This window comes from Novosphingobium sp. NDB2Meth1 (assembly GCF_900117425.1).
Classification (GTDB): domain Bacteria; phylum Pseudomonadota; class Alphaproteobacteria; order Sphingomonadales; family Sphingomonadaceae; genus Novosphingobium.
In genome coordinates this window covers 351,407-371,324 of sequence record NZ_FPEH01000015.1, presented here as the reverse complement: position 1 = coordinate 371,324, position 19,918 = coordinate 351,407, and the positions used below count along the sequence as shown (strand labels likewise).

Below are 19,918 nucleotides of genomic sequence, written 5' to 3'. Positions count from 1 at the left end.
CATAATAGGTAAAAATCGGTAGCGTCAATTGTAACCGTATTGGTGGTTCAGCCGAGCGAGACGCGGCCGCCGGCATGCCGGACCAGTCGCCCGGCAAGTTCGAGTTCGATCAGTGCCATCTGCACGGCGCCTGCGCTGGCGCCGCTCTGGCGGATCAGTTCGTCGGTGGCGACAGGAGCGGTGCCCAGCAGGTGGGCGATGTCTGCGGGGCGGTCGTCAGCGTCCGTATCGTCGGCCCGTTCCGGCTGCTCTTCGTCCAGCCCGGCCCAGACCGGCTCGCGCAGCTTGAGCCGGGAGGGACCCTCGAAGCGCTCGAGCAGTTCGGCGATGTCGTCCGCCGACTGGACGAGAATCGCGCCGTCGCGGATCAGTTCGTTGCAGCCGCGCGAGCGGCTGTCGAGCGGGGAGCCGGGAACGGCCATGACCTCGCGGCCCGCTTCCGCCGCGAGCCGCGCGGTGATCAGCGAGCCCGAGCGCGGGGCGGCTTCCACCACGACAGTGCCTGCGGCGAGCCCGGCAATGATCCGGTTGCGGAAGGGGAAATGGCGCGCGAGCGGTTCGGTGCCCGGAGGCATTTCGGCGAGGAGCAGGCCGCGGCGGGCGATGTCTTCCTGCAACTCGGCATGTTCCGGCGGGTAGGTGACGTCGATCCCGCTGGCGATCACGCCGATGGTGCCGCCGCCTTTGTCCATGGCCGCGAGCGCACCGCGATGGGCGGCTGCGTCGATCCCGCGCGCGAGGCCGGAGACAACCGCGTAGCCGCGCGCCGCGAGCGCAGCGCCATATTCGCGGGCAAGGCGGCAGGCGCCGGCGGAGGCGTTTCGCGCGCCGACAAGAGCGACGGCGCCCTGCCCCAGCAGCGAGAGGTCACCGCGATACGTAAGCACCGGCGGTGGGGTTTCGAGCGCGGCAAGCAGGCGGGGATAGGCCGGGGAGTCATGGAAGAGGTAATGGCCGCCCGCTGCTTGCAACCGCTCCATTTCAGCCACGATCCGCTCGCGCGGGACATGGCGATAGAGCGCGCCGCTGCGCCCGGCGATATCGGGCAGCGCTTCCAGCACCTTCGCTGCACCGCCGAAGCGGCGCATGAGGTGATAGTAGCTGACCGGGCCGATACCGGCGGAGCGCAAGACGCTGAGCCGCGCGAACACTTCGGCCTGGGACAGCACAGGCGCGGCGAGGTTCATCCCTTGCTGCCGATGCGCGGTTCGGTCCCGGCGCGAAGGCGGGCGATGTTGGCGCGGTGGAGCCAGATCACCAGCAGCGCGATGGCGGCCAGCACCGGAGCGTAAGCCGAATAGCCGAGCACCTTAGCCGCGATCGGCGCCGCGATCACCGCGCAAAGGCCGCCGAGCGAGGAAATGCGCGTTGCCGCGAGCATGCCCAGCCAGACCACGGCATAGGCAAGCCCGATCGGCCAGGCGAGACCGAGCGAGACACCCATCGTGGTTGCTACGCCCTTGCCGCCGTTGAAGCGCAGCCAGACCGGGAAGCAGTGGCCGATGACGGCGGCGAAGGCGGCGAGCGCTTCAGTGCCCGGGACGTACGCCCGCGCCAGCAGGACGGCCGCCGCGCCTTTCGCAAGATCGAGCAGCAGCGTCGCCGCCGCGAGGCCCTTGCGCCCAGTGCGGAGCACGTTCGTCGCGCCGATATTGCCGGAGCCGATGCTACGCAGATCGCCCGCGCCGAACAGGCGGGTCAGCAGCAGACCGAACGGGACCGACCCCAGCAGATAGGCCGCGACAAGAACGCCGACGATGGACGGTGAAGCGATGTTCATGCCTCGGTCTTAACCGCCGCCGGGCACAAAGGGGAGAGGCATGCTTTCCTTTTTGCCGCCACTCCCGATAGAAAGGCGGACGATGACACCTGATCCTGCCGCCCCGATCCTGATGTTCGATTCCGGCGTCGGCGGGCTTTCCGTGCTTGGCAAGGTGCGCGAGGTGCTGCCGCAGGCGCCGGTCATGTACGTCTCGGACAATGCGGGCCTTCCCTACGGCAGCAAGACCGAGGCGCAGATCGCGGCGCGCGTTTCGGGGCTGCTGGGGCGGCTGACCGAGCGGTATCACCCTCGCCTCGTCTGCATCGCCTGCAACACCGCAAGCACGATCGCGCTCGCATCGGTGCGCGAAGTGCTGGAAGTGCCGATTGTGGGGACGGTGCCCGCGATCAAGCCGGCGGCGGCGATGACGCAAACGGGCGTGATCGGCCTGCTCGGGACGGAAGCGACGATCCGGCAGGGCTATGTCGACCGGCTCGAAGCCGAGTTCGCCGCCGACAAGCGCCTGCTGCGCCATGGCGCGCCCGAACTGGTTGCCGCTGCCGAAGCCAAGCTGCGCGGCGAACCGGTCGATCCGGCCGTGTTCGCGCGTGCTGCAGCAGCACTGTGCGCGATGCCCGACGGGGCGCGAATCGACACCGTGGTGCTCGCCTGCACGCACTTCCCGCTGCTGGAGGCGGAGCTCGTCGAGGCCTTCGGGCCGGGCGTGCGCTTCGTCGACGGGTCGGACGGGATCGCGCGGCGAATCGCTTTCCTTACCGAGGGGCAAGCCTGGGCACCGGGCAAGACCGGGGACCTTGCGCTGTTCACGAAGGACGATCCGGACGATGCGAAACTGATGCCGGCACTGGCTCGCTATGGCCTTCGCCAGCGGCTGGTGTTCTGACCGGATCGGGGTTATTGCACCGCACCATGCTGAACCGGATTGCCTTGCTGCTGATCCTGATCGTGGCGGTGCCATACTATTGGCTCCTGATGGATCCGGGCCCCACGTCCGTCGCGCCGCGCGATATCGACATTGCGCGTCTGCGCACACTCGCCGACAGCCAGAAGGGGCCGCGTCCGGTCGCGATCGAATATGCCGCCGTCGCAACCAATTCCGAGCCCGGCACGTACCTCATTGCAGGCGGCGGGTTGCGCAGCGAGCAGACCGGCGTGTTCGTGTGGCGCCTGCTCACGCCGGGCGGGGATACGATCATCAACGTCGGCCTGACCAAGGACCAGGCCGCGACCTCGGGCTATGACAACTACCGTCCGGAAATCCAGAAGACCGCCGAGAGCTGGCTGCTCGCGGCGCGGCGTGTCATCTTCACCAGTGAGGATCTCGACCATATTGGCGGACTTGTGACCCTGCTGGTCGAAGATCGTTCGGTTGCAAAAAAGCTGATCGGCAATCCGCAGCAGCTGGAGACCATCAAGGCGCTCTTTCCCAGCTTCACGCAGACCATCACTCCTGCCCCTGCCGGCCTTATGGCCCCTTACGCCTATGCCGCCATCGCGCCGGGCATCGCGATTGTCCGCACCCCGGGTTTTATGGATGGCGCGCAGATGGTCTACGTCCGCCTGCAGGATGGCCGCGAGTATCTGTTTGCTGGCGACACGGCCCCGATGCGGCGCAATGTCGAATGGCAGCGCCCCCGGTCACGCTACGCGGCGGAATGGACCGGCCATGAAGATCGCCGGCAGACGCTGGCATGGATCAAGGGGCTGGCGAGGCTCAGAGAACGCGAACCGGGGCTGAAGATTGTCTACGGCCACGACCTCGGCTGGTTGCAGGATCAGGCAGAGGGGCCACGTTTTGCCGCTGCGCCACCCACCCGGCTTCCCGTGAGAGAGCACAAGAGCCCGCAATAGGGCGTTGTGCCCTCCCGGGAAATGACCGAAATGCCGCTGGCGTTGCCCGGACAAGCGGCGTAAAGCGCCGCTCGCTTCGGGCTTGCGTCGGTTCGAAGACAGTCACAGCGCCCCAAGGACCCCCGGTTCCGTGAGCGCGCTGCGCACAGGGTTGTGGCAACTGGTTCATGAGGAGCCGCGGGTGAATTACGATCAGGTTTTCGATTCCGCGATCGAGCGTCTGCATACTGAAGGTCGTTACCGCGTCTTTATCGATATCCTGCGCAACAAGGGCGCCTACCCCAACGCGCGCTGCTTCGCCGGACACAATGGCCCCAAGCCGATCACTGTGTGGTGCTCGAACGACTACCTCGCGATGGGCCAGCACCCGAAGGTCATCGGCGCGATGGAAGAAGCACTGCACGATGTCGGCGCCGGCTCGGGCGGCACGCGCAACATCGGCGGCAATACGCATTACCACGTCGATCTGGAAGCCGAACTGGCGGACCTCCATGGCAAGCAGGGCGCGCTGCTGTTCACCTCGGGCTATGTCTCGAACGATGCCACTTTATCGACGCTCGCCAAGATCCTGCCCGGCTGCGTGATCTTCTCGGACGAGCTCAACCATGCCAGCATGATCGCGGGCATCCGCAATTCGGGCGCTGAAAAGCGCGTGTTCCGCCACAACGACGTGGACCATCTCGAAGAGCTGCTGACCGAGACCGATCCGGCGCTGCCCAAGCTCATCGCGTTCGAAAGCGTCTATTCGATGGACGGCGACGTCGCCCCGATCCACGCGATCTGCGATCTGGCCGAAAAGTATAACGCCCTCACCTATATCGACGAAGTCCACGCCGTGGGCATGTACGGCGCGCGCGGCGGCGGCATTTCCGAGCGTGACGAGGCGGCCCACCGCATCGACATTATCGAAGGCACGCTGGGCAAGGCGTTTGGCGTGATGGGCGGCTATATCGCGGCCGATGCCCGGATTGTCGACGTGATCCGCAGCTATGCGCCGGGCTTCATCTTCACCACTTCGCTTTCGCCGGTGCTGGCGGCCGGCGTGCTGGCGGCGGTGCGCCACCTCAAGGCCTCGAGCGTCGAGCGCGAGGGCCAGCAGGCAGCGGCGGCGTTCCTCAAGAAGGCCTTTGCCGAGGCCGGTCTGCCGGTGATGCCTTCCACCACCCACATCGTGCCGCTGATGGTGGGCGATCCGGTGCGCGCCAAGAAGGTCAGCGACATCCTGCTCGCCGAATACGGCGTCTATGTTCAGCCGATCAACTATCCGACCGTGCCGCGCGGCACCGAGCGTCTGCGCTTCACGCCTGGTCCGGCGCATACCGAAGCGATGATGATCGAACTGACCGATGCGCTGGTCGAGATCTGGCAGCGGCTTGAACTGGACATGCGCAAGGCGGCGTGAAGCTCGACCGAATACCAGCGCGAGCAGGTCAGCGCTTGCACCTAAGGTCGGGTGGCTGCGACACATCCCCACTGCAACAAAGTGTTGCTTCGTGTGTTGAATGCAATCGGCACTGTTACCGAGAAGCATCACTTACGTAAGATAACACACTTTCGTAGATTCAAGAACTTGCACGGTTGGTATGACCCGGTCAGTTTTGAATCTTCCGTATGGGGGAAATTATGTTGCTCAATCGCCCGCATCGCTCAGCCCTGTTTGTTGCTGCTTCGACCCTTGCGCTAACTACTTACCTTCCGACCTCCGCATGGGCGCAGGCCGAGCCGCAGAGTTCTTCAACGCCCGATGCGACCGCTACGACCCCGGCACCGGATACGGCCGACATCGTAGTCACAGGTACGCGCCTGCGCCGGACTGATTACCAGACCGCGAGCCCCACGGTTTCTTTCGGCAGAGATCTGCTCGAGAAGCAGGGCGTCACCAATGTGACCACCTTCCTGACCGCCAGCCTTCCCGCACTGGTCGGCTCGGAAACCTCGCGCGACAATTCGGGCGATCGCGCCGGAATAGGTTATACCGGCCTTAACCTCCTCAATTTGCGCAATCTGGGTGTCGACCGCACGCTGGTCCTGATCAACGGGCGTCGCCAGGTGTCCGGCGTCCAAGGCTCGCAGGCGGTCGATATCAATACGATCCCGGTCAGCCTGATCGAGCGGGTCGACGTGCTCACCGGCGGGGCCTCGGCGATCTATGGTGCGGATGGCGTGACCGGCGTGGTCAACTTCGTGCTCAAGCAGAACTTCGAAGGCGTCGCCGCGCAGGCGCAGGCCGGGATCAGCAAGTATGGCGATGCCGGCGACCGCTTCGCTGCACTGACCGTTGGCAAGAACTTCGCCGGCGGGCGCGGCAATGTGACGCTGGCCTACGAATATGGCGCCAGCGACCGCCTGCAGACGCGCGACCGCCCGCAGTTCACCGGCTCGCGCGCGATCACGTTCGTCCGCAACCCGGACTACACGCCAAACACGCCGGGCGTGTACAGCCGCATCCCGCTTGATGACATCCGCTATGAGTGGTCTTCGCGGCAGGGAGCGGTCGACGTGACCTTTGAGGGCATCCCCGACTTCCGCGGCGATGGCACGCCCTACAACCTCGGCACCTCGATCCCCGGCGGCTATTCACGCGGCAGCGACGACACACTGGTTTCAGACTACGGCAACGACCTGCTGCCCTCGATCAAGCGCCATGTGGTGAACTTCAACGCCCGCTTCGAAGTCTCGCCGGCGCTCAAGCTGTTTGTCGAGACCAAGTACGCGAACACGAAGTCCTATTCGCTCGGGCAGCCGACGTTCGACTATTACATCTTCGTGCCGCAGGATAACCCCTATATCCCCGCGAGCATCCAGGCAGCGATCGATCCGGCCAATGGCGGCGTGCTCGTTACGCGCGACAACTTCGACCTCGGTCAGCGCGGCGAGAACATCAAGCGCGAGACGTTCCGCTCGGTTATCGGCGCGGAAGGCGATCTATCCTCGTCGCTGCACTACGAAGTTTCCTACGTCTTCGGTCGCACCGATGTGACCAACCGCTTCGTCAACGACCGCTACACCGACCGCTTCAACGCCGCGCTCGATGCTGTGCTCGATCCGGCGACGGGGCAGATCACTTGCCGCGTCAATCTGGATCCGACAGCGGCTGCCGCGGTGACGTTCAAGCCGGGTGAATGCCGTCCGATCAATCTCTTCGGCGAAGGTCGCAGCGATCCGGCGGGGGTGGATTTCGTGCGCGCCAATACGACAGAGCGCTCGCGCATCACCCAGCACGTGGTGAACGCTTCGCTCTCGGGGGATACGCGCGGCTTCTTCAACTTGCCCGGCGGCCCGGTCGGTTTCGTGGTCGGCGGCGAATACCGCAAGGAAAGCTCGAGCTTCGTACCCGATCCGCTGGAGCAGCAGGGCCTCACCTTCTCCAACAAGCTGGGGATCACGCGCGGCAAGTTCGATGTGAAGGAAGCCTTCGCCGAGCTCGATCTGCCGCTGCTGAAGGACAAGCCGTTTTTCCACGTGCTCGATGTGAGCGGCGCGGTGCGTTATGCGGACTACTCCTCGACCGGCGGCGCGACAACCTGGAAGGTCGATGCAGCCTGGTCCCCAATTCCGGATATACGGTTCCGCGGTACGATCTCGCAAGCGGTGCGCGCGCCCAACATCGGCGAGCTTTATGGCGCGGCCGGGCAGACCTTCACGTTCTTCGACGATCCCTGCCTGCCCTCCAACATCGGCCTCGGCACTGCTAGCCGGGCGGCCAACTGCACGGCGCTGCTGACGGCTGCCGGCCTCTCGCCCACCGAGATAGCCAACTTCGAGGATACCCGCACGGTCAACATCTCGGGCACCAGCGGCGGCAATCCCAACCTCCAGCCCGAAAAGGCGCGGACGTGGACAGCCGGCGTGGTCATCCAGCCGAGCTTTGTGCGAGGCCTCGCGATTGCGCTCGACTGGTACGACATCAAGCTCAAGCAAGCGATCAACACTGTCGATGCCCAGAAGCTCGCCGAACTCTGCGTTGATCAGCCGACGATCAACAATCCGTTCTGCGCCTCGCTGGTGCGTGCACCGGGCAGTGGCCTGATTGTGGACTACACGGTGCAGCCGCAGAACGTCGCCGCGTTCCGCACTTCGGGCCTCGAGCTCAATGTGAACTATGGCTTCCGCCTCGAGAAGATCGGTGACTTCCAGCTGAAGTTTGTCGGCAACTACCTCAATACGCTGACCTTTGTTGATTCGCCGGGCGCCGCGCCGCGCAGCACGCTGGGCGAGACCTATCAGCCGCAGTATCAGGCCTTCGTGAACCTCAGCTATCAGACCGGTCCGTTCGGCTTCAACTACAGCGTTTCGTGGTGGGACAAGACCCGGCGCTATTCGGCTGACCGCACCAACGGCAACCCGAACTACGTCGACCCCAAGTACGCCTGGTACAAGGAGCGCTGGGTGCACAACGTCTCGGCGAATTTCACTGTCAACAAGACGATGGAGTTCTACGGCGGCGTGAACAACCTGTTCAACCAGCAGCCGGACATCGGCTCATACACTTATCCGACCGAGACAAGCGGGACGTCGTTCTACGCCGGCTTCCGCGCCAAGTTCTGACGAGCTGCGAGGGGAGCGGGCATCCTGCCCCTCCCCCATCTCGACCCGACAAAAAGAAAGGCCCCGCAATTGCTTGCGGGGCCTTTCGCTTGCGACCCGGACTTCATCCGGCTTCCTAAAGTTTCAACGCAGCGACACCACGTTGTCTGACACGCGCGGATCGCGGCGGTCACCGCGGTACTGGCTGGCCATCGGCTCGTCCGACACTTCGTAGACATCGGTTGCGCCGAAGCCGTTGAACGCGGTCTTCATTGCCGCGCCATAGGCACCGAGCATGCCGATCTCGATGAAATCGCCCGCCTTGATGTCCGCCGGAAGCGCGAAGGGCCCTTCCATGCGGTCCATGTCGTCGCAGGTCGGGCCCCAGAAGCTGAAGTCCTCGGTTTCGGTCTCGCCGTCCTCGTTGGCCGCGCTTTCGCGCAGCAGACGGACAGGGAAGCGCCAGCCGACATGCGCCGCATCGAACAGTGCGCCATAGGCGCCGTCGTTGATGAACAGCTCGGTGCCGCGGCGGCGTTCGACGCGCACGATCATCGAATTGTACTCGGCGCAGAGCGCGCGGCCTGGCTCGCACCACAGTTCCGCCGAGTACGAGACCGGCAGCGATTCATAGGTGCGGTCGATCACGCCGAAGTAATCCTCCAGCGGGGGCGGTTCCATGCCCGGGTAGATCGACGGGAAGCCGCCGCCGACATCGATGATGTCGACCGTGACCGACGCATCGACGATCGCCGCGCGGACGCGCTCGAGCGCCTGGACATAGGCGTGCGGGCTCATCGACTGGCTGCCGACGTGGAAGCAGACACCGAGCGAATCGGCGACCTGGCGGGTGGCCTGCAAAAGCTCTGCCGCGCCCGTGAGATCGCAGCCGAACTTCGAGGCAAGGCTGAGCTCCGAATACTCCGACGAGACGCGCAGGCGCACGCACAGCGTCAGGTCTTCGGGCAGCACGCCGTTGTTGGCAGCCGTCGTGGCATCGCGGATCTTTTCCAGTTCCTCGACCGAATCGAGGCTGAACACGCGCACGCCGTGGTCGCGGTACGCTTCGGTGATCGCGCTCGGCGTCTTGACCGGGTGCATGAAGCACAGCGTCGCCGCAGGCACCGCTGCGCGCGCCATGCGCACTTCGGCGATCGAGGCCACGTCGTAATGCGTGATCCCGGCATCCCACAGCACGCGGAGCAGCTCCGGCGAAGGATTGGCCTTTACCGCATAGAGCGAGCGCCCCGGAAACTTCTCGACGAAGAAACGGGCAGCGCGCGCAGCAGCGTGCGGTCGGTTCAGAATGGCGGGTTGGTCAGGCGCGAAGGCGCCCGCTACAGCCAATGCGTCAGGATGGATGTGCAACTCAAGGGACCCCCAAACGGAAAATTGAGACAAAGCTGCCTTGCGGTTTGGAAGTCCCCATGGGGCAGCGAGGGGGTAAATAGCCCCCCCGCCCTGAACATCAAGTGAAAAAATGGGCACCTCATGTTGATGTCACAAACATGAAACATTCTTACGCCGAGGCGCCCAAAATCCTTACGCCATCAAGGCTTGCGCCAAAGCGCCCCAGGCTGGGACCGAGTGCGGATCGTTGGCGAGACTCGTCGCAATGGGGTGCGAGGCGAATCGCGCGACGACCATTTCGGCGACAGGATCGATCCACAAGGTCTGTCCGTGGATTCCGCGCGCGGTGAAGCAGCCGTGGTTGTCGTGCGCGTGCCACCACTGGCTGCCATAGCTCCAGCCCGGCAGATCGGGATAGGTCGCCTTCGGGAAATGTGCGGGATTGCCGCCGGTGCGGACGCGGGCAACGTCCGCCTCGGGGATCACGCCGAGACCGCCAAGGCGCATTGCCTCACCGAAGCGCAGCAGGTCCTCGAGCCGCAGATTGAGCCCGCCACCGGCAAATGGCGTGCCGATCTCGTCGACGATCAGGTCGGCATCGCCCAGCATGCCGAGCGGCTGCCACAGGCGTTCGCTGAGGATTTGGGGAAGCGGCTTGCCCTCGATCCGGGTGATGATCCAGGCGAGCACATCGGTGTTGGGCGTGCGATAGGTGAACTTCTCGCCATGCACGCCAGCTCCGGGTACAGTTGCCAGATAGTCCCAGAGATTGCGCGCGCCGCCATAGCCTGCGGGGCGCGGCGTGAGGCCCAGTGCGGCGCTGTAGGCTCCGATGCCCGAATTGGGGTCGGTATAGTCCTCGGAATAGTCCAGCGCGGTCGTCATGTGGAGGACCTGCGCGATGGTGGCGCTGCCGAAACCGCTGGGGGCGAGTTCAGGAATGACTTCATCGACGCGGGCGGCCAGATCGACTCGTCCCTCGCCCACAAGCATTTCGAGCAGGGTGCCGACGAAGCTCTTGGTCACCGAAAAGGCGATATGGCGGGTGAGCGGGCCGGTAACGCCGAACCAGCGCTCGAAGACCACGGTGCCCTTGTGCAGCACGAGGATACCGTCGGTGAAGTTGCGGATGAGCGCTTCCTCGATGCTCATCGTCTCGCTGGCGCCGATGGGCGTGAAGCGCACCTCCGCAAGCTCAGGCCGCAGCGCGCGGGGATAGGGGGTGCCGGTGCCGCCTGCCGCAACATTGGCGCTGGCGACGAAGCTGCGCATGTTCGAATAGGACCAGCGGATCATCGGGAAGCGCATGTGATCGGCGCGGGCGGCCAGGATGCGTTTCTCCGGCGGCGGCGGCGCACCGACCATCCAGCCCATCGTCACCGGGTCGCTTGTAACGCCGTCCAGCACTTCGCCTGCCATCTGCACTCTCCGCCTTGCTTTTATGGCGGTCAGCTTGCCTCAGGAAACGCGGTCGCGGAAGGCCTCCCATGAAAAACGCCTCACGCATTCGAGCGTGTCGGTCTCGCTGTCCCACAGCCAGATCGAGGGAAGTGGCACACCGTTGAAGGTCGTTGTCTTGACCATCGAATAGTGCGCCTGATCGAGAAAGGCGAAACGCGTGCCGGGCTCGGCGAGGCCGGGCTTGCGGTAATCGCCGATGACGTCACCGGCGAGGCACGAGGGGCCGCCAAGGCGGACGGGCACGTCGCCCTCACCGTCTTCGTATTCGTCGATGGGCAGTTCGCCGAGCATCGCGGGGCGATAGGGCGCCTCGATCACATCGGGCATGTGGCAGGTGGCCGAGATGTCGGTGATCCCGAGCTGCATGCCGTTCCAATGCGTGTCGAGCACGGTGCCGACAAGGATGCCGGCGTCGAGCGCAACGGCCTCGCCGGGTTCGAGATAGATCTCGCAGCCGGTCTCTTCGCGCACGGACTTCAGAAACTGGATGAGATCTTCGCGCTGATAATCGGCGCGGGTGATGTGGTGGCCACCGCCGAAGTTGAGCCACTTGAGCTGGCCGAAAAACGGCGCGATGCGCGACCTCAGCGCTTCCCACGTGCGCTGGAGCGGCTCGAAATCCTGCTCGCATAGGGTGTGGAAGTGGAGGCCGGAAACGCCTTCGAGATGCTCCGGTTTCAGCTGGTCGACCGGGAAGCCGAGGCGCGAATGCGGCGCGCAGGGATCATAGCGCGGCACTTCACCTTCGGCGTGCAAGGGATTGATTCTGAGGCCGATATCGAAGGGTTCACCGGCAGCACGCGCTGCCGCGATCTGTTCGGCAAAGCGCGCATGCTGTCCCGGCGAATTGAAGATCACATGATCGGAGTGCTGGAGGATCTCGGGCAAGTCCTCCGCCTTGTAGGCCGCGCAGTAGGTCGCGATCTCACCGGCGTAGTGATCCGCCGCGAGCCGCGCCTCCCACAGGCCCGAGGTGCAGACGCCGTCGAGGTATTCCCCGATCAGCGGGGCAACACGCCACATCGAGAAGGCCTTGAGCGCGGCGAGGACCTTGATCCCGGCGCGGTCCCGCACATCGGCGAGGATGGCGAGATTCTGCCTGAGGCGTGCGGCATCGACGACAAAGGCGGGGCTGTCGACGCGGTTCAGGTCGAAATAGGCGAAGGCGCCCGGATCGCCGGCTCTGGTTTCCATTGTTTCCCTCTTGCCTCCCTGACCGGGGACGTCTCGACCATCAGAACTCCAGCGGCCCCTCAAGCTCCTTCACCTGCCAGGGCAGGCCGTGCTTGTTCAGCATGTCCATATAGGGATCGGGATCGAACTGTTCGATGTTGAACACGCCCGCACCGCTCCACGTCCCCGTCACCAGCATCGCCGCGCCGATCATGGCAGGCACACCGGTGGTGTAGCTGATCGCCTGGTTGCCGGTTTCGGCATAGGCCTCTTCGTGGTCGCAGATGTTGTAGATGTAGAAGGTTTTTTCCACCCCGTCCTTCAGGCCCGTGGCGATATCTCCGATATTGGTCTTGCCCTTGGTCAGCGCGCCGAGGCTGGCGGGTTCGGGCAGCACGGCCTTGAGGAACTGGAGCGGGACGATTTCCTTGCCCTCGTAGATCACTGGATCGATCCGCGTCATGCCCACGTTCTGCAGCACGGTGAGGTGCGTGATATAGGCATCGCCGAACGTCATCCAGAAGCGGATGCGCTCGATCTCGGGCAGGTGATGCGCGAGGCTTTCGAGCTCCTCATGGTACATCAGGTACATGTTCTTGGGGCCTACGCCTTCGAAATCGAAGGTCTGCTTGATCGTCAGCGCGGGCGTTTCCACCCATTCGCCCTTTTCCCAGCGGCGCGCAGGCGCGGTCACTTCGCGGATGTTGATTTCCGGATTGAAGTTGGTGGCGAAGGGCTGGCCGTGGTCGCCGCCATTGCAATCGAGGATGTCGAGCGTGCGGATGGTATCGAGCTTGTGCTTCTTGAGCCAGGTGGCAAAGACGCTGGTGACGCCGGGATCGAAGCCTGAGCCGAGCAGCGCGGTGAGGCCAGCCTGCTTGAAGCGCTCCTGATAGGCCCACTGCCACTTGTATTCGAACTTGGCCTCGTCGATCGGCTCGTAGTTCGCGGTGTCCATGTAGTTCACCCCGGCAGCGAGGCAGGCCTCCATGATGTTGAGGTCCTGATAGGGCAGCGCGAGATTGACGACGAGCGCGGGCTTGAGTTCGTTCAGCAGTGCAGTCGTCGCGGCGACGTCGTCGGCATCGAGTGCGTAGGTCGCGACATCACGGCCGGTGCGCTCCTTCACCGAAGCGGCAATCGCCTCGCATTTCGACAGCGTGCGGCTGGCGAGCACGACTTCGCTGAAGATATCGGGGTTCATCGCCATCTTGTGAACGGCAACCGAGCCGACGCCACCTGCGCCGATGACAAGGACCTTGGCCATAGGGGAAACTCCAAACCGGACCCGCGCAGCGTATGCTGGCGCTTCGAAAGCGGTGCCTTTAGGGTATGGGCATGACAAACCCAAGTCCCCAATTGAGCCCTGCCCCTTCGGTGCGCGAGCCCACCCGCGAAGGCGTGCTGCGCGCCGCAGCCAAAGTGAGCGCGCTCGTGCCGCATACGCCGCTGCTGGCACTGGAATTGCCGGATGGCGGCACCGTATGGTGCAAAGCCGAATGCCTGCAGCCGATGGGCGCGTTCAAGATCCGCGGGGCATGGCACCGGTTGACCGATCTGACTGAAGAAGAACGCGCGCGCGGCGTCGTAGCCGTTTCGAGTGGCAACCATGCGCAAGGCGTCGCCTGGGCGGCGCGGCGGCTGGGGATCGCGGCGACGATCGTGATGCCGTCCGATGCGCCGCAAGTGAAACTCTCGGAAACGAAACGGCTCGGCGCCGAAGTCGTGCTCTATGAACGGCTGACACAGTCGCGCGATGCGATCGCGGCGGATATCTGCGCGGCTCAGGGCAGCGTGCTCGTCCATGCCTATGGTGATCCGTGGGTGATCGAGGGCCAGGGCAGCACCGGTATCGAGCTGGCGAGCCAGATGGAGTGCTTTGCGGGCGGCGGACCGACCCGTATCGTGACGCCCTGCGGTGGCGGTGGTCTGGCATCCGGCCTCGCGCTCGCCTGTCCCGATGCCGAGGTCGTACCGGTGGAGCCCGAAGGCTGGGACGATATCGCGCGCAGTCTGGCGGGCGGCGAGATCGTCGGCGTCGGCGCCAATCCTCCGCCGACAGCCTGCGATGCGCTGCAGACCATGGCGACCTTCCCGATCAACTTCGCCGTCATGACGTCACACCATATGGAGGGCGTAGCGGTGAGCGAGGCAGAGGTACGCGCGGCGCAGGTCTATGCCTTCCGCAAGCTGAGGCTGGTGGTCGAGCCGGGCGGCGCGGCGGCATTGGCGGCGGTGCTGGCGGGCAAGGTTCCGGCGGACCGGCGGACGGCGGTGATCCTCTCCGGCGGCAACGTCGATCCGGCCGCGTTTGCCAAAGTGATCGCGGACACCTGATCGGTTGCATTTGACAATCGATCTCCGGGCCGTCACTCCTGTCACAAACGTGGCAGCGGGGTGTTCTGACCATGCAGAAGGAAATGCTGGCGCCGGCCGCCGTGCTGGTGCTGTGGACATTCGTGATGCTGACCTGGCTTGCCACCAGCCGCCTTCCCGCGCTCAAGCGGATGGGCGGGCTCGCCGATGCAAAGCCGGGTGGACGCGGACAGGATCTCGAAGGCGTGATTCCACCGCAGATCAACTGGAAGTCGCACAATTATACCCACCTGCTTGAGCAGCCGACGCTGTTCTATGCGGTGAGCATCATCATTGCCCTGACCGGCGCGACGAAGATCGATGTGGTGCTGGCATGGGGCTACGCGGGTCTCAGGATCATCCACTCGCTGTGGCAGGCGCTCGTCAACACGATCCCGGTGCGCCTCACGCTCTTCGTGGTGTCGACCGGTCTGCTGCTGGCGCTGGCGATCCGCGCCGCGGAGAACACGCTTTTACCTTGAACAACCAAAAATGGAGGGGACCGCAATGACGGGCATGGAAATTCTGAAACCGGTAGTGGCGCTGACGGCCTGGACGATGGTGATGTGGATATGGATGTACGCCACGCGTATCCCGGCGATAAACGCGCTGCCCAAGTCCGATGATCCGAAGGCCGATGTTGGCTGGACGGGCGCCAAGCTCGAAGGTCTGATCGCGCCGCATATCCAGTGGAAAGCGCACAATTACAATCATCTGCATGAAGCACCTACGGTGTTCTATGCAGTGGCGATCGTTCTGGCGATCATCGGCCAGGGCGATGGGGTCAACATGATGATCGCATGGGCCTATGTGGGCCTGCGCGTGATCCACTCGATCTTCCAGTCGACCGTGAACAAGGTCGCGCCGCGCTTCATCCTGTTTGCGCTGTCGAGCGTGGCGCTGATGGCGCTCGTGCTCCACGCCGCGATGGCGGTGTTCACGGCCTGACGAACAGGCTCGCCAGCTCGACGTGGGTGGACCAGCGGAACTGGCCCACCGGCACGAGCCCGGCGAGCCTGTAGCCGCTTTCGATCAGGGTGACGGCATCCTTGGCCCAACTGGCCGGGTTGCAGCTGATGTAGACCACGCGCGGGACGACCGACTGCGCGAGTTGCAGAACCTGTTCGCGCGCCCCCGCGCGGGGCGGATCGAGCAGGACCGCGGCGAAGCGGTCGAGTTCGGCCTTCTGCAGCGGATTGCGGAACAAGTCGCGATGCAGCGAATGGACCGGCTTGCCGTGCATGCGGGCAGCCGCCTGGCAGGCGAGATGCGCGTCGCGGGCAGCTTCCACGGCAAGTACCTTGGTGCCGGGCCCTGCGAGGGCAAAGGCGAATGTGCCGAGGCCCGAAAACAGGTCTGCCACCGTATTGGCGCCCGCAAGCCATTCGCGCGCGGCGGCAACCAAGGCCTCCTCGCCATCGCGCGTCGCCTGCAGGAAAGCGCCCGGCGGCAGGCCGACCGGCACGCCGCCGAGCGTTACCGTAACGGGGTCGGGTTCCCACACTGTCTCGGGTCCGTCGCCCTGATCAAGGGTCAGACGGGCAATCCGGTTGTCGCGCGCGAAGTCGAGCAGGGCTTCGGTCTGGGCAAGACCTTCCATCGTCAGCCCGGCGAGATCGACGGTTGGGCCCTGATCGGCCAGCGTCAGTGCGATATCGGCGGCGAGACTGCGGCTCCCACGCGCCTCCAGCAAGAGGCGGATCGGCGGGACCAGCGCGGCGAGTTCGGGTGCGAGGACCGGGCATTCCCTGAGGTCGACGATCTTGTGCGAGCCTGCCTCACGGAAGCCGAGAACGACGCGCTTGCCGATGGCCTGCGCATGGAGCGTGGCGCGGCGTCGGGTATGTGCTTGAGAGAGATGCGGCGGCGACACATGGCCCGGATCCAGCCCCTGCCCCCGCGCCGCGCCTTCGACACGGCCCGCGACATAGGCAGCCAATGCGCTCTCGGAGAGGTGCTGAAGCTGGCACCCGCCACAGGCCGGAAAGTGGCGGCATGACGGCGCGGCATGGTCCGGCCCCGGCGTCAGCATGCCATCGGCTTCCAGCACATCGCCCGGCGCGGCGAGCGCGACGTAACGCCCGTCGGCGGTCTGCCCTTCGCCCTTGGCGGCGACGCGGATGATCAGGCCGGGATTGCTCATGGAAGTGCGGCGCTTAGGGCAGAACCCGTCGCGCCCGCAAGGTCTCCGGCAGTAAAGGCGGGTCCGCAGCGCCGCGCGGCCTCGCCGTGGAGCCACAGGCCTTCCTGCGCGGCACGGTGGGCGTCGCCGTGCACAGCAAGTCGGCTGGCGATGATTCCGGCGAGCACATCGCCGCTGCCGGCAACCGAAAGCCATGCCGATGCGCGCGGGCTGACCGTTACGTCACCGCTTGGAGTGGCGATCAGGCTGTCCGGGCCTTTGAGGAGAACAACCGCCTGCCCCGTCTCGGCCAGTGCCAGCGCGCGGGCACGGCGGGTCCCGGTGGCAGCGAGTCCGAATGCGGCTTCCAGCGCGGCCATCTCGCCTTCGTGGGGCGTAAGAACGCGCGGAGCCGTGCCGGGGCTGTCAGGCCGCAAGAGCGTGAGTGCGTCGGCGTCGATCACGACGGGACGATTCGCCCCGAGCGCTGCATCGAGCCGGGCAGCGGCTTCCGCGCTGCGTCCCAGTCCCGGGCCGACAAGAATTGCGGCGATGCGCGGGTCGGTGAGAGCTGCAAGGTCCGTGACGTCACAGACCAATGACGGCGGCACACCCTGAGGCTGCGCGGGGGCCAACAGCTTCACGTAGCCTGCTCCGGAGCGCTGCGCAGCCTCGGCGGAAAGCAGCGCGGCACCGGGCATGGCACCTGCAACCACCGCCAGCAGGCCGCGCCGGTACTTGTGCGCATCGGGTGCGGGCGACCTAACATGCGGCTTCTGGATAACGCGCGCGGCACCGGGAACCGACTTCACGCCGATATCGACGAGGCGAAGCGCGCCCATCAGCGGAGCGGCTGGCATGGCGTAGTGCGCATGCTTCCAGGCACCAAGTGCGACCGTCAGATCGAACACGGGCAAGCCGGGGTTCAGCACGGCGCCGCTGTCCGCCTCGATCCCGCTGGGGAGATCGGCCGCGATACGCAGCGCATGCCGTTCCGCAAGGCCGCTGAGGAGATCGAACAAGTCGTTCGGCAGCGGCCGCGACAGGCCGCTGCCGAACAGGCAATCAAGGAGCACGCCGCCGCCGGGGAGACTGCCTGCACCTTGCACCTCGCCCTTGTAGAGCGAGCGCGCCGTAAAGGCTTCCGGCGTAGTCGTTTGACGCGCTGCGATGACGGTGACCGGCACGCCGTGCTCGGCGAGATACCGCGCGGCAACGTAACCATCACCGCCATTGTTGCCGGGGCCGCAGAGCACCGTGGCAGGCCGCCCTGCCCCCAGCCGCCGCACCCATTCGCCGAGCGCGCGGCCGGCTACTTCCATCAAATCCTGCGCAGGGGTGCCGCCGTCGATGAGCGCCGCTTCGGCAGCGCGCATCGACGCGACATCGAGGACCTGTGTCAGGTCAGCCGGCATCCTGCGTGCCGCTCGTGCGGACAATGCCGGAGAGATCGCGCACGCCGCCGCGCGCGGCGCTTGTCGTCATCAGGGCATAGGCCTGCAACGCGAGGCTGACCTTGCGCGGACGCGGCTTCACCGGCTGCCATCCGCGCGCTTCGGCGGCCTTGCGGCGCTCGGCAAGCGTGGCGTCATCCACTGCGAGGTGGATCGAGCGGGCAGGAATGTCGATCTCGATGCGGTCACCGGTTTCGACGAGGCCGATTGTCCCGCCTTCCGCCGCTTCGGGCGAGCAGTGGCCGATCGAGAGACCGGACGTGCCGCCCGAGAAGCGCCCGTCGGTGACAAGCGCGCAAGCCGCGCCGAGGCCCTTCGACTTGAGGTAGCTCGTGGGGTAGAGCATTTCCTGCATGCCCGGGCCGCCGCGCGGGCCTTCGTAGCGGATGAGAACGACGTCACCCGCCTCGACCTGCCCGGTGAGGATGGCGGTGACAGCAGCATCCTGACTTTCGTAGACCTTGGCCGGGCCGCTGAACTTGAGGATCTTGTCGTCGACCCCGGCCGTCTTCACGATGCAGCCGTCCTTGGCGAGGTTGCCGAAAAGAACGGCAAGACCACCATCCTGGCTGAAAGCATATTCGGCCGAACGGATCACCCCGGTCTCGCGGTCGAGATCGAGCTCCTTCCAGCGGCGAGACTGGCTGAAAGCGACCTGAGTCGGCACGCCGCCGGGTGCAGCCTTATAGAATTCGTGCACCGCCGGATCGTTACTGCGGGAAATGTCCCACTTGTTGATCGCATCGCCCATGGTCGGGCTGTGCACTGTGGGGAGGTCCGTGTGGAGCAGGCCCGCTTTCTCCAGCTCGCCAAGGATCGCCATGATGCCGCCCGCGCGGTGGACATCTTCCATGTGCACGTCGGACTTGGCCGGTGCGACCTTGGAGAGGCAGGGCACGCGGCGCGAAAGGCGGTCGATATCGGCCATGGTGAAATCGACGCCCGCTTCATGCGCGGCAGCAAGCAGGTGCAGCACGGTGTTGGTCGAGCCGCCCATCGCGATATCAAGGCTCATCGCGTTCTCGAAAGCCCGGAAGCTGGCAACTTCGCGGGGAAGGACGCTCGAATCGTCCTCCTCGTAGTAGCGGCGGCAGAGGCTGACAGCGAGCCGTCCGGCCTCGCGGAACAAGCGCTCGCGATCGGCGTGGGTTGCGAGCACCGAACCGTTGCCGGGCAGCGAGAGGCCAAGCGCTTCGGTGAGGCAGTTCATCGAATTGGCAGTGAACATGCCCGAACACGAACCGCAGGTCGGGCACGCGGACCGCTCGATCGCCGTGACTTCCTCGTCGGTGTACTTGTCATCTGCCGCAGCCACCATGGCATCGACGAGATCGAGCGCGACTTCCTTGCCATTGAGGACAACCTTGCCCGCTTCCATCGGTCCGCCCGAGACGAACACGGCGGGGATGTTGATGCGCATCGCGGCCATCAGCATGCCGGGTGTGATCTTGTCGCAGTTCGATATGCAGACCATCGCATCGGCGCAGTGCGCGTTGACCATGTACTCGACACTGTCTGCAATGAGGTCGCGGCTGGGAAGCGAATAGAGCATCCCGTCGTGGCCCATGGCAATGCCATCATCGACCGCTATCGTGTTGAATTCCTTGGCGACGCCGCCTGCCGCCTCGATCTCGCGCGCGACGAGCTGGCCGAGGTCCTTCAAGTGGACGTGGCCCGGCACGAACTGGGTGAAGCTGTTGACGACCGCGATGATCGGCTTGCCGAAATCGCTGTCCTTCATGCCCGTGGCGCGCCACAATCCGCGCGCGCCCGCCATGTTGCGGCCGTGGGTGGTGGTTCTGGAACGATAGACCGGCATTGGCATTCTCTCTTGAACTTGTG

At 65.2% G+C, this 19,918-nt stretch carries 16 protein-coding genes; 7 read left to right on the top strand and 9 right to left on the bottom strand.

What is annotated here, in order from left to right:
• Positions 1–47: 47 nt before the first annotated feature.
• Both dprA and plsY read right to left on the bottom strand, forming a co-directional pair.
• Positions 48–1,187 (bottom strand): DNA-processing protein DprA, encoded by a 1,140-nt coding sequence (gene dprA, locus NDB2M1_RS11215; RefSeq protein ID WP_072382297.1) that lies wholly within the window; start codon positions 1,185–1,187, stop codon positions 48–50.
• Positions 1,184–1,780, bottom strand: a complete 597-nt coding sequence (plsY, locus tag NDB2M1_RS11210) for a glycerol-3-phosphate 1-O-acyltransferase PlsY (protein WP_072382295.1) — start codon at positions 1,778–1,780, stop codon at positions 1,184–1,186. Before plsY ends, dprA begins: the two co-directional genes overlap by 4 nt.
• A gap of 82 nt (positions 1,781–1,862) precedes the next feature.
• Here plsY and murI point away from each other — a divergent pair, with 82 nt between their 5' ends.
• From murI to NDB2M1_RS11190, 4 genes are all read left to right on the top strand, one after another.
• Positions 1,863–2,666 (top strand): glutamate racemase, encoded by an 804-nt coding sequence (gene murI / locus NDB2M1_RS11205; RefSeq protein WP_083554808.1) that lies wholly within the window; start codon positions 1,863–1,865, stop codon positions 2,664–2,666.
• A gap of 26 nt (positions 2,667–2,692) precedes the next feature.
• Entirely contained in the window at positions 2,693–3,634 is a 942-nt protein-coding gene (locus tag NDB2M1_RS11200) for an MBL fold metallo-hydrolase (RefSeq protein WP_072382292.1), read from the top strand.
• Positions 3,635–3,815: 181 nt separating this feature from the next.
• Entirely contained in the window at positions 3,816–5,036 is a 1,221-nt protein-coding gene (gene hemA, locus NDB2M1_RS11195; protein WP_072382290.1) for a 5-aminolevulinate synthase, read from the top strand.
• Positions 5,037–5,245: 209 nt separating this feature from the next.
• Entirely contained in the window at positions 5,246–8,182 is a 2,937-nt protein-coding gene (locus NDB2M1_RS11190) for a TonB-dependent receptor domain-containing protein (RefSeq protein ID WP_143146726.1), read from the top strand.
• A 123-nt stretch (positions 8,183–8,305) separates the two neighbouring features.
• Here NDB2M1_RS11190 and NDB2M1_RS11185 read toward each other — a convergent pair whose 3' ends face one another.
• The 4 genes from NDB2M1_RS11185 to NDB2M1_RS11170 all read right to left on the bottom strand — a co-directional run bounded on the left by NDB2M1_RS11185 (position 8,306) and on the right by NDB2M1_RS11170 (position 13,412).
• Positions 8,306–9,529, bottom strand: coding sequence for a type III PLP-dependent enzyme (locus NDB2M1_RS11185; RefSeq protein ID WP_072382286.1), 1,224 nt, complete (start codon positions 9,527–9,529; stop codon positions 8,306–8,308).
• A 174-nt stretch (positions 9,530–9,703) separates the two neighbouring features.
• Positions 9,704–10,930, bottom strand: coding sequence for a serine hydrolase domain-containing protein (locus NDB2M1_RS11180; RefSeq protein ID WP_072382285.1), 1,227 nt, complete (start codon positions 10,928–10,930; stop codon positions 9,704–9,706).
• A 39-nt stretch (positions 10,931–10,969) separates the two neighbouring features.
• On the bottom strand, positions 10,970–12,166 hold the full coding sequence (locus tag NDB2M1_RS11175) for a carboxynorspermidine decarboxylase (protein ID WP_072382283.1): 1,197 nt from the start codon (positions 12,164–12,166) through the stop codon (positions 10,970–10,972).
• Between the two features lie 40 nt (positions 12,167–12,206).
• The gene (locus tag NDB2M1_RS11170; RefSeq protein WP_072382281.1) at positions 12,207–13,412 is read right to left on the bottom strand and encodes a saccharopine dehydrogenase family protein; all 1,206 of its coding nucleotides are present in this window, start codon (positions 13,410–13,412) and stop codon (positions 12,207–12,209) included.
• A gap of 71 nt (positions 13,413–13,483) precedes the next feature.
• Here NDB2M1_RS11170 and NDB2M1_RS11165 point away from each other — a divergent pair, with 71 nt between their 5' ends.
• The 3 genes from NDB2M1_RS11165 to NDB2M1_RS11155 all read left to right on the top strand — a co-directional run bounded on the left by NDB2M1_RS11165 (position 13,484) and on the right by NDB2M1_RS11155 (position 15,448).
• Positions 13,484–14,482, top strand: coding sequence for a threonine ammonia-lyase (locus NDB2M1_RS11165; protein ID WP_072382644.1), 999 nt, complete (start codon positions 13,484–13,486; stop codon positions 14,480–14,482).
• A gap of 71 nt (positions 14,483–14,553) precedes the next feature.
• Positions 14,554–14,982, top strand: a complete 429-nt coding sequence (locus NDB2M1_RS11160; protein ID WP_072382279.1) for an MAPEG family protein — start codon at positions 14,554–14,556, stop codon at positions 14,980–14,982.
• 25 nt (positions 14,983–15,007) lie between these two features.
• Complete coding sequence (locus NDB2M1_RS11155; protein ID WP_072382278.1) at positions 15,008–15,448, top strand: MAPEG family protein; 441 nt, start codon at positions 15,008–15,010, stop codon at positions 15,446–15,448.
• On the opposite strand, the gene NDB2M1_RS11150 is transcribed toward NDB2M1_RS11155, so the two are convergent.
• The 3 genes from NDB2M1_RS11150 to ilvD are packed head-to-tail and all read right to left on the bottom strand — an operon-like array spanning position 15,438 to position 19,895.
• Positions 15,438–16,643 carry a class I SAM-dependent RNA methyltransferase gene (locus NDB2M1_RS11150; protein ID WP_072382276.1) on the bottom strand — a complete coding sequence of 402 codons (1,206 nt, stop codon included), beginning with the start codon at positions 16,641–16,643 and terminating at the stop codon, positions 15,438–15,440. The genes NDB2M1_RS11155 and NDB2M1_RS11150 overlap by 11 nt on opposite strands.
• Complete coding sequence (locus tag NDB2M1_RS11145; protein ID WP_072382273.1) at positions 16,640–18,037, bottom strand: bifunctional ADP-dependent NAD(P)H-hydrate dehydratase/NAD(P)H-hydrate epimerase; 1,398 nt, start codon at positions 18,035–18,037, stop codon at positions 16,640–16,642. Before NDB2M1_RS11145 ends, NDB2M1_RS11150 begins: the two co-directional genes overlap by 4 nt.
• On the bottom strand, positions 18,027–19,895 hold the full coding sequence (gene ilvD, locus NDB2M1_RS11140) for a dihydroxy-acid dehydratase (RefSeq protein WP_072382271.1): 1,869 nt from the start codon (positions 19,893–19,895) through the stop codon (positions 18,027–18,029). The genes NDB2M1_RS11145 and ilvD overlap by 11 nt, the downstream gene beginning before the upstream one ends.
• Between the last annotated feature and the right edge of the window lie 23 nt (positions 19,896–19,918).

Coding starts and splice junctions, on each gene's coding strand:
- plsY (WP_072382295.1), bottom strand. CDS start 1,780: ATGAACATCGCTTCACCGTCCATCGTCGGCGTTCTTGTCGCGGCCTAT.
- NDB2M1_RS11165 (WP_072382644.1), top strand. CDS start 13,484: ATGACAAACCCAAGTCCCCAATTGAGCCCTGCCCCTTCGGTGCGCGAG.
- NDB2M1_RS11200 (WP_072382292.1), top strand. CDS start 2,693: ATGCTGAACCGGATTGCCTTGCTGCTGATCCTGATCGTGGCGGTGCCA.
- NDB2M1_RS11155 (WP_072382278.1), top strand. CDS start 15,008: ATGACGGGCATGGAAATTCTGAAACCGGTAGTGGCGCTGACGGCCTGG.
- NDB2M1_RS11145 (WP_072382273.1), bottom strand. CDS start 18,037: ATGCCGGCTGACCTGACACAGGTCCTCGATGTCGCGTCGATGCGCGCT.
- NDB2M1_RS11180 (WP_072382285.1), bottom strand. CDS start 10,930: ATGGCAGGCGAAGTGCTGGACGGCGTTACAAGCGACCCGGTGACGATG.
- NDB2M1_RS11175 (WP_072382283.1), bottom strand. CDS start 12,166: ATGGAAACCAGAGCCGGCGATCCGGGCGCCTTCGCCTATTTCGACCTG.
- NDB2M1_RS11150 (WP_072382276.1), bottom strand. CDS start 16,643: ATGAGCAATCCCGGCCTGATCATCCGCGTCGCCGCCAAGGGCGAAGGG.
- NDB2M1_RS11160 (WP_072382279.1), top strand. CDS start 14,554: ATGCAGAAGGAAATGCTGGCGCCGGCCGCCGTGCTGGTGCTGTGGACA.
- dprA (WP_072382297.1), bottom strand. CDS start 1,187: ATGAACCTCGCCGCGCCTGTGCTGTCCCAGGCCGAAGTGTTCGCGCGG.
- murI (WP_083554808.1), top strand. CDS start 1,863: ATGACACCTGATCCTGCCGCCCCGATCCTGATGTTCGATTCCGGCGTC.
- ilvD (WP_072382271.1), bottom strand. CDS start 19,895: ATGCCGGTCTATCGTTCCAGAACCACCACCCACGGCCGCAACATGGCG.
- NDB2M1_RS11170 (WP_072382281.1), bottom strand. CDS start 13,412: ATGGCCAAGGTCCTTGTCATCGGCGCAGGTGGCGTCGGCTCGGTTGCC.
- NDB2M1_RS11190 (WP_143146726.1), top strand. CDS start 5,246: ATGGGGGAAATTATGTTGCTCAATCGCCCGCATCGCTCAGCCCTGTTT.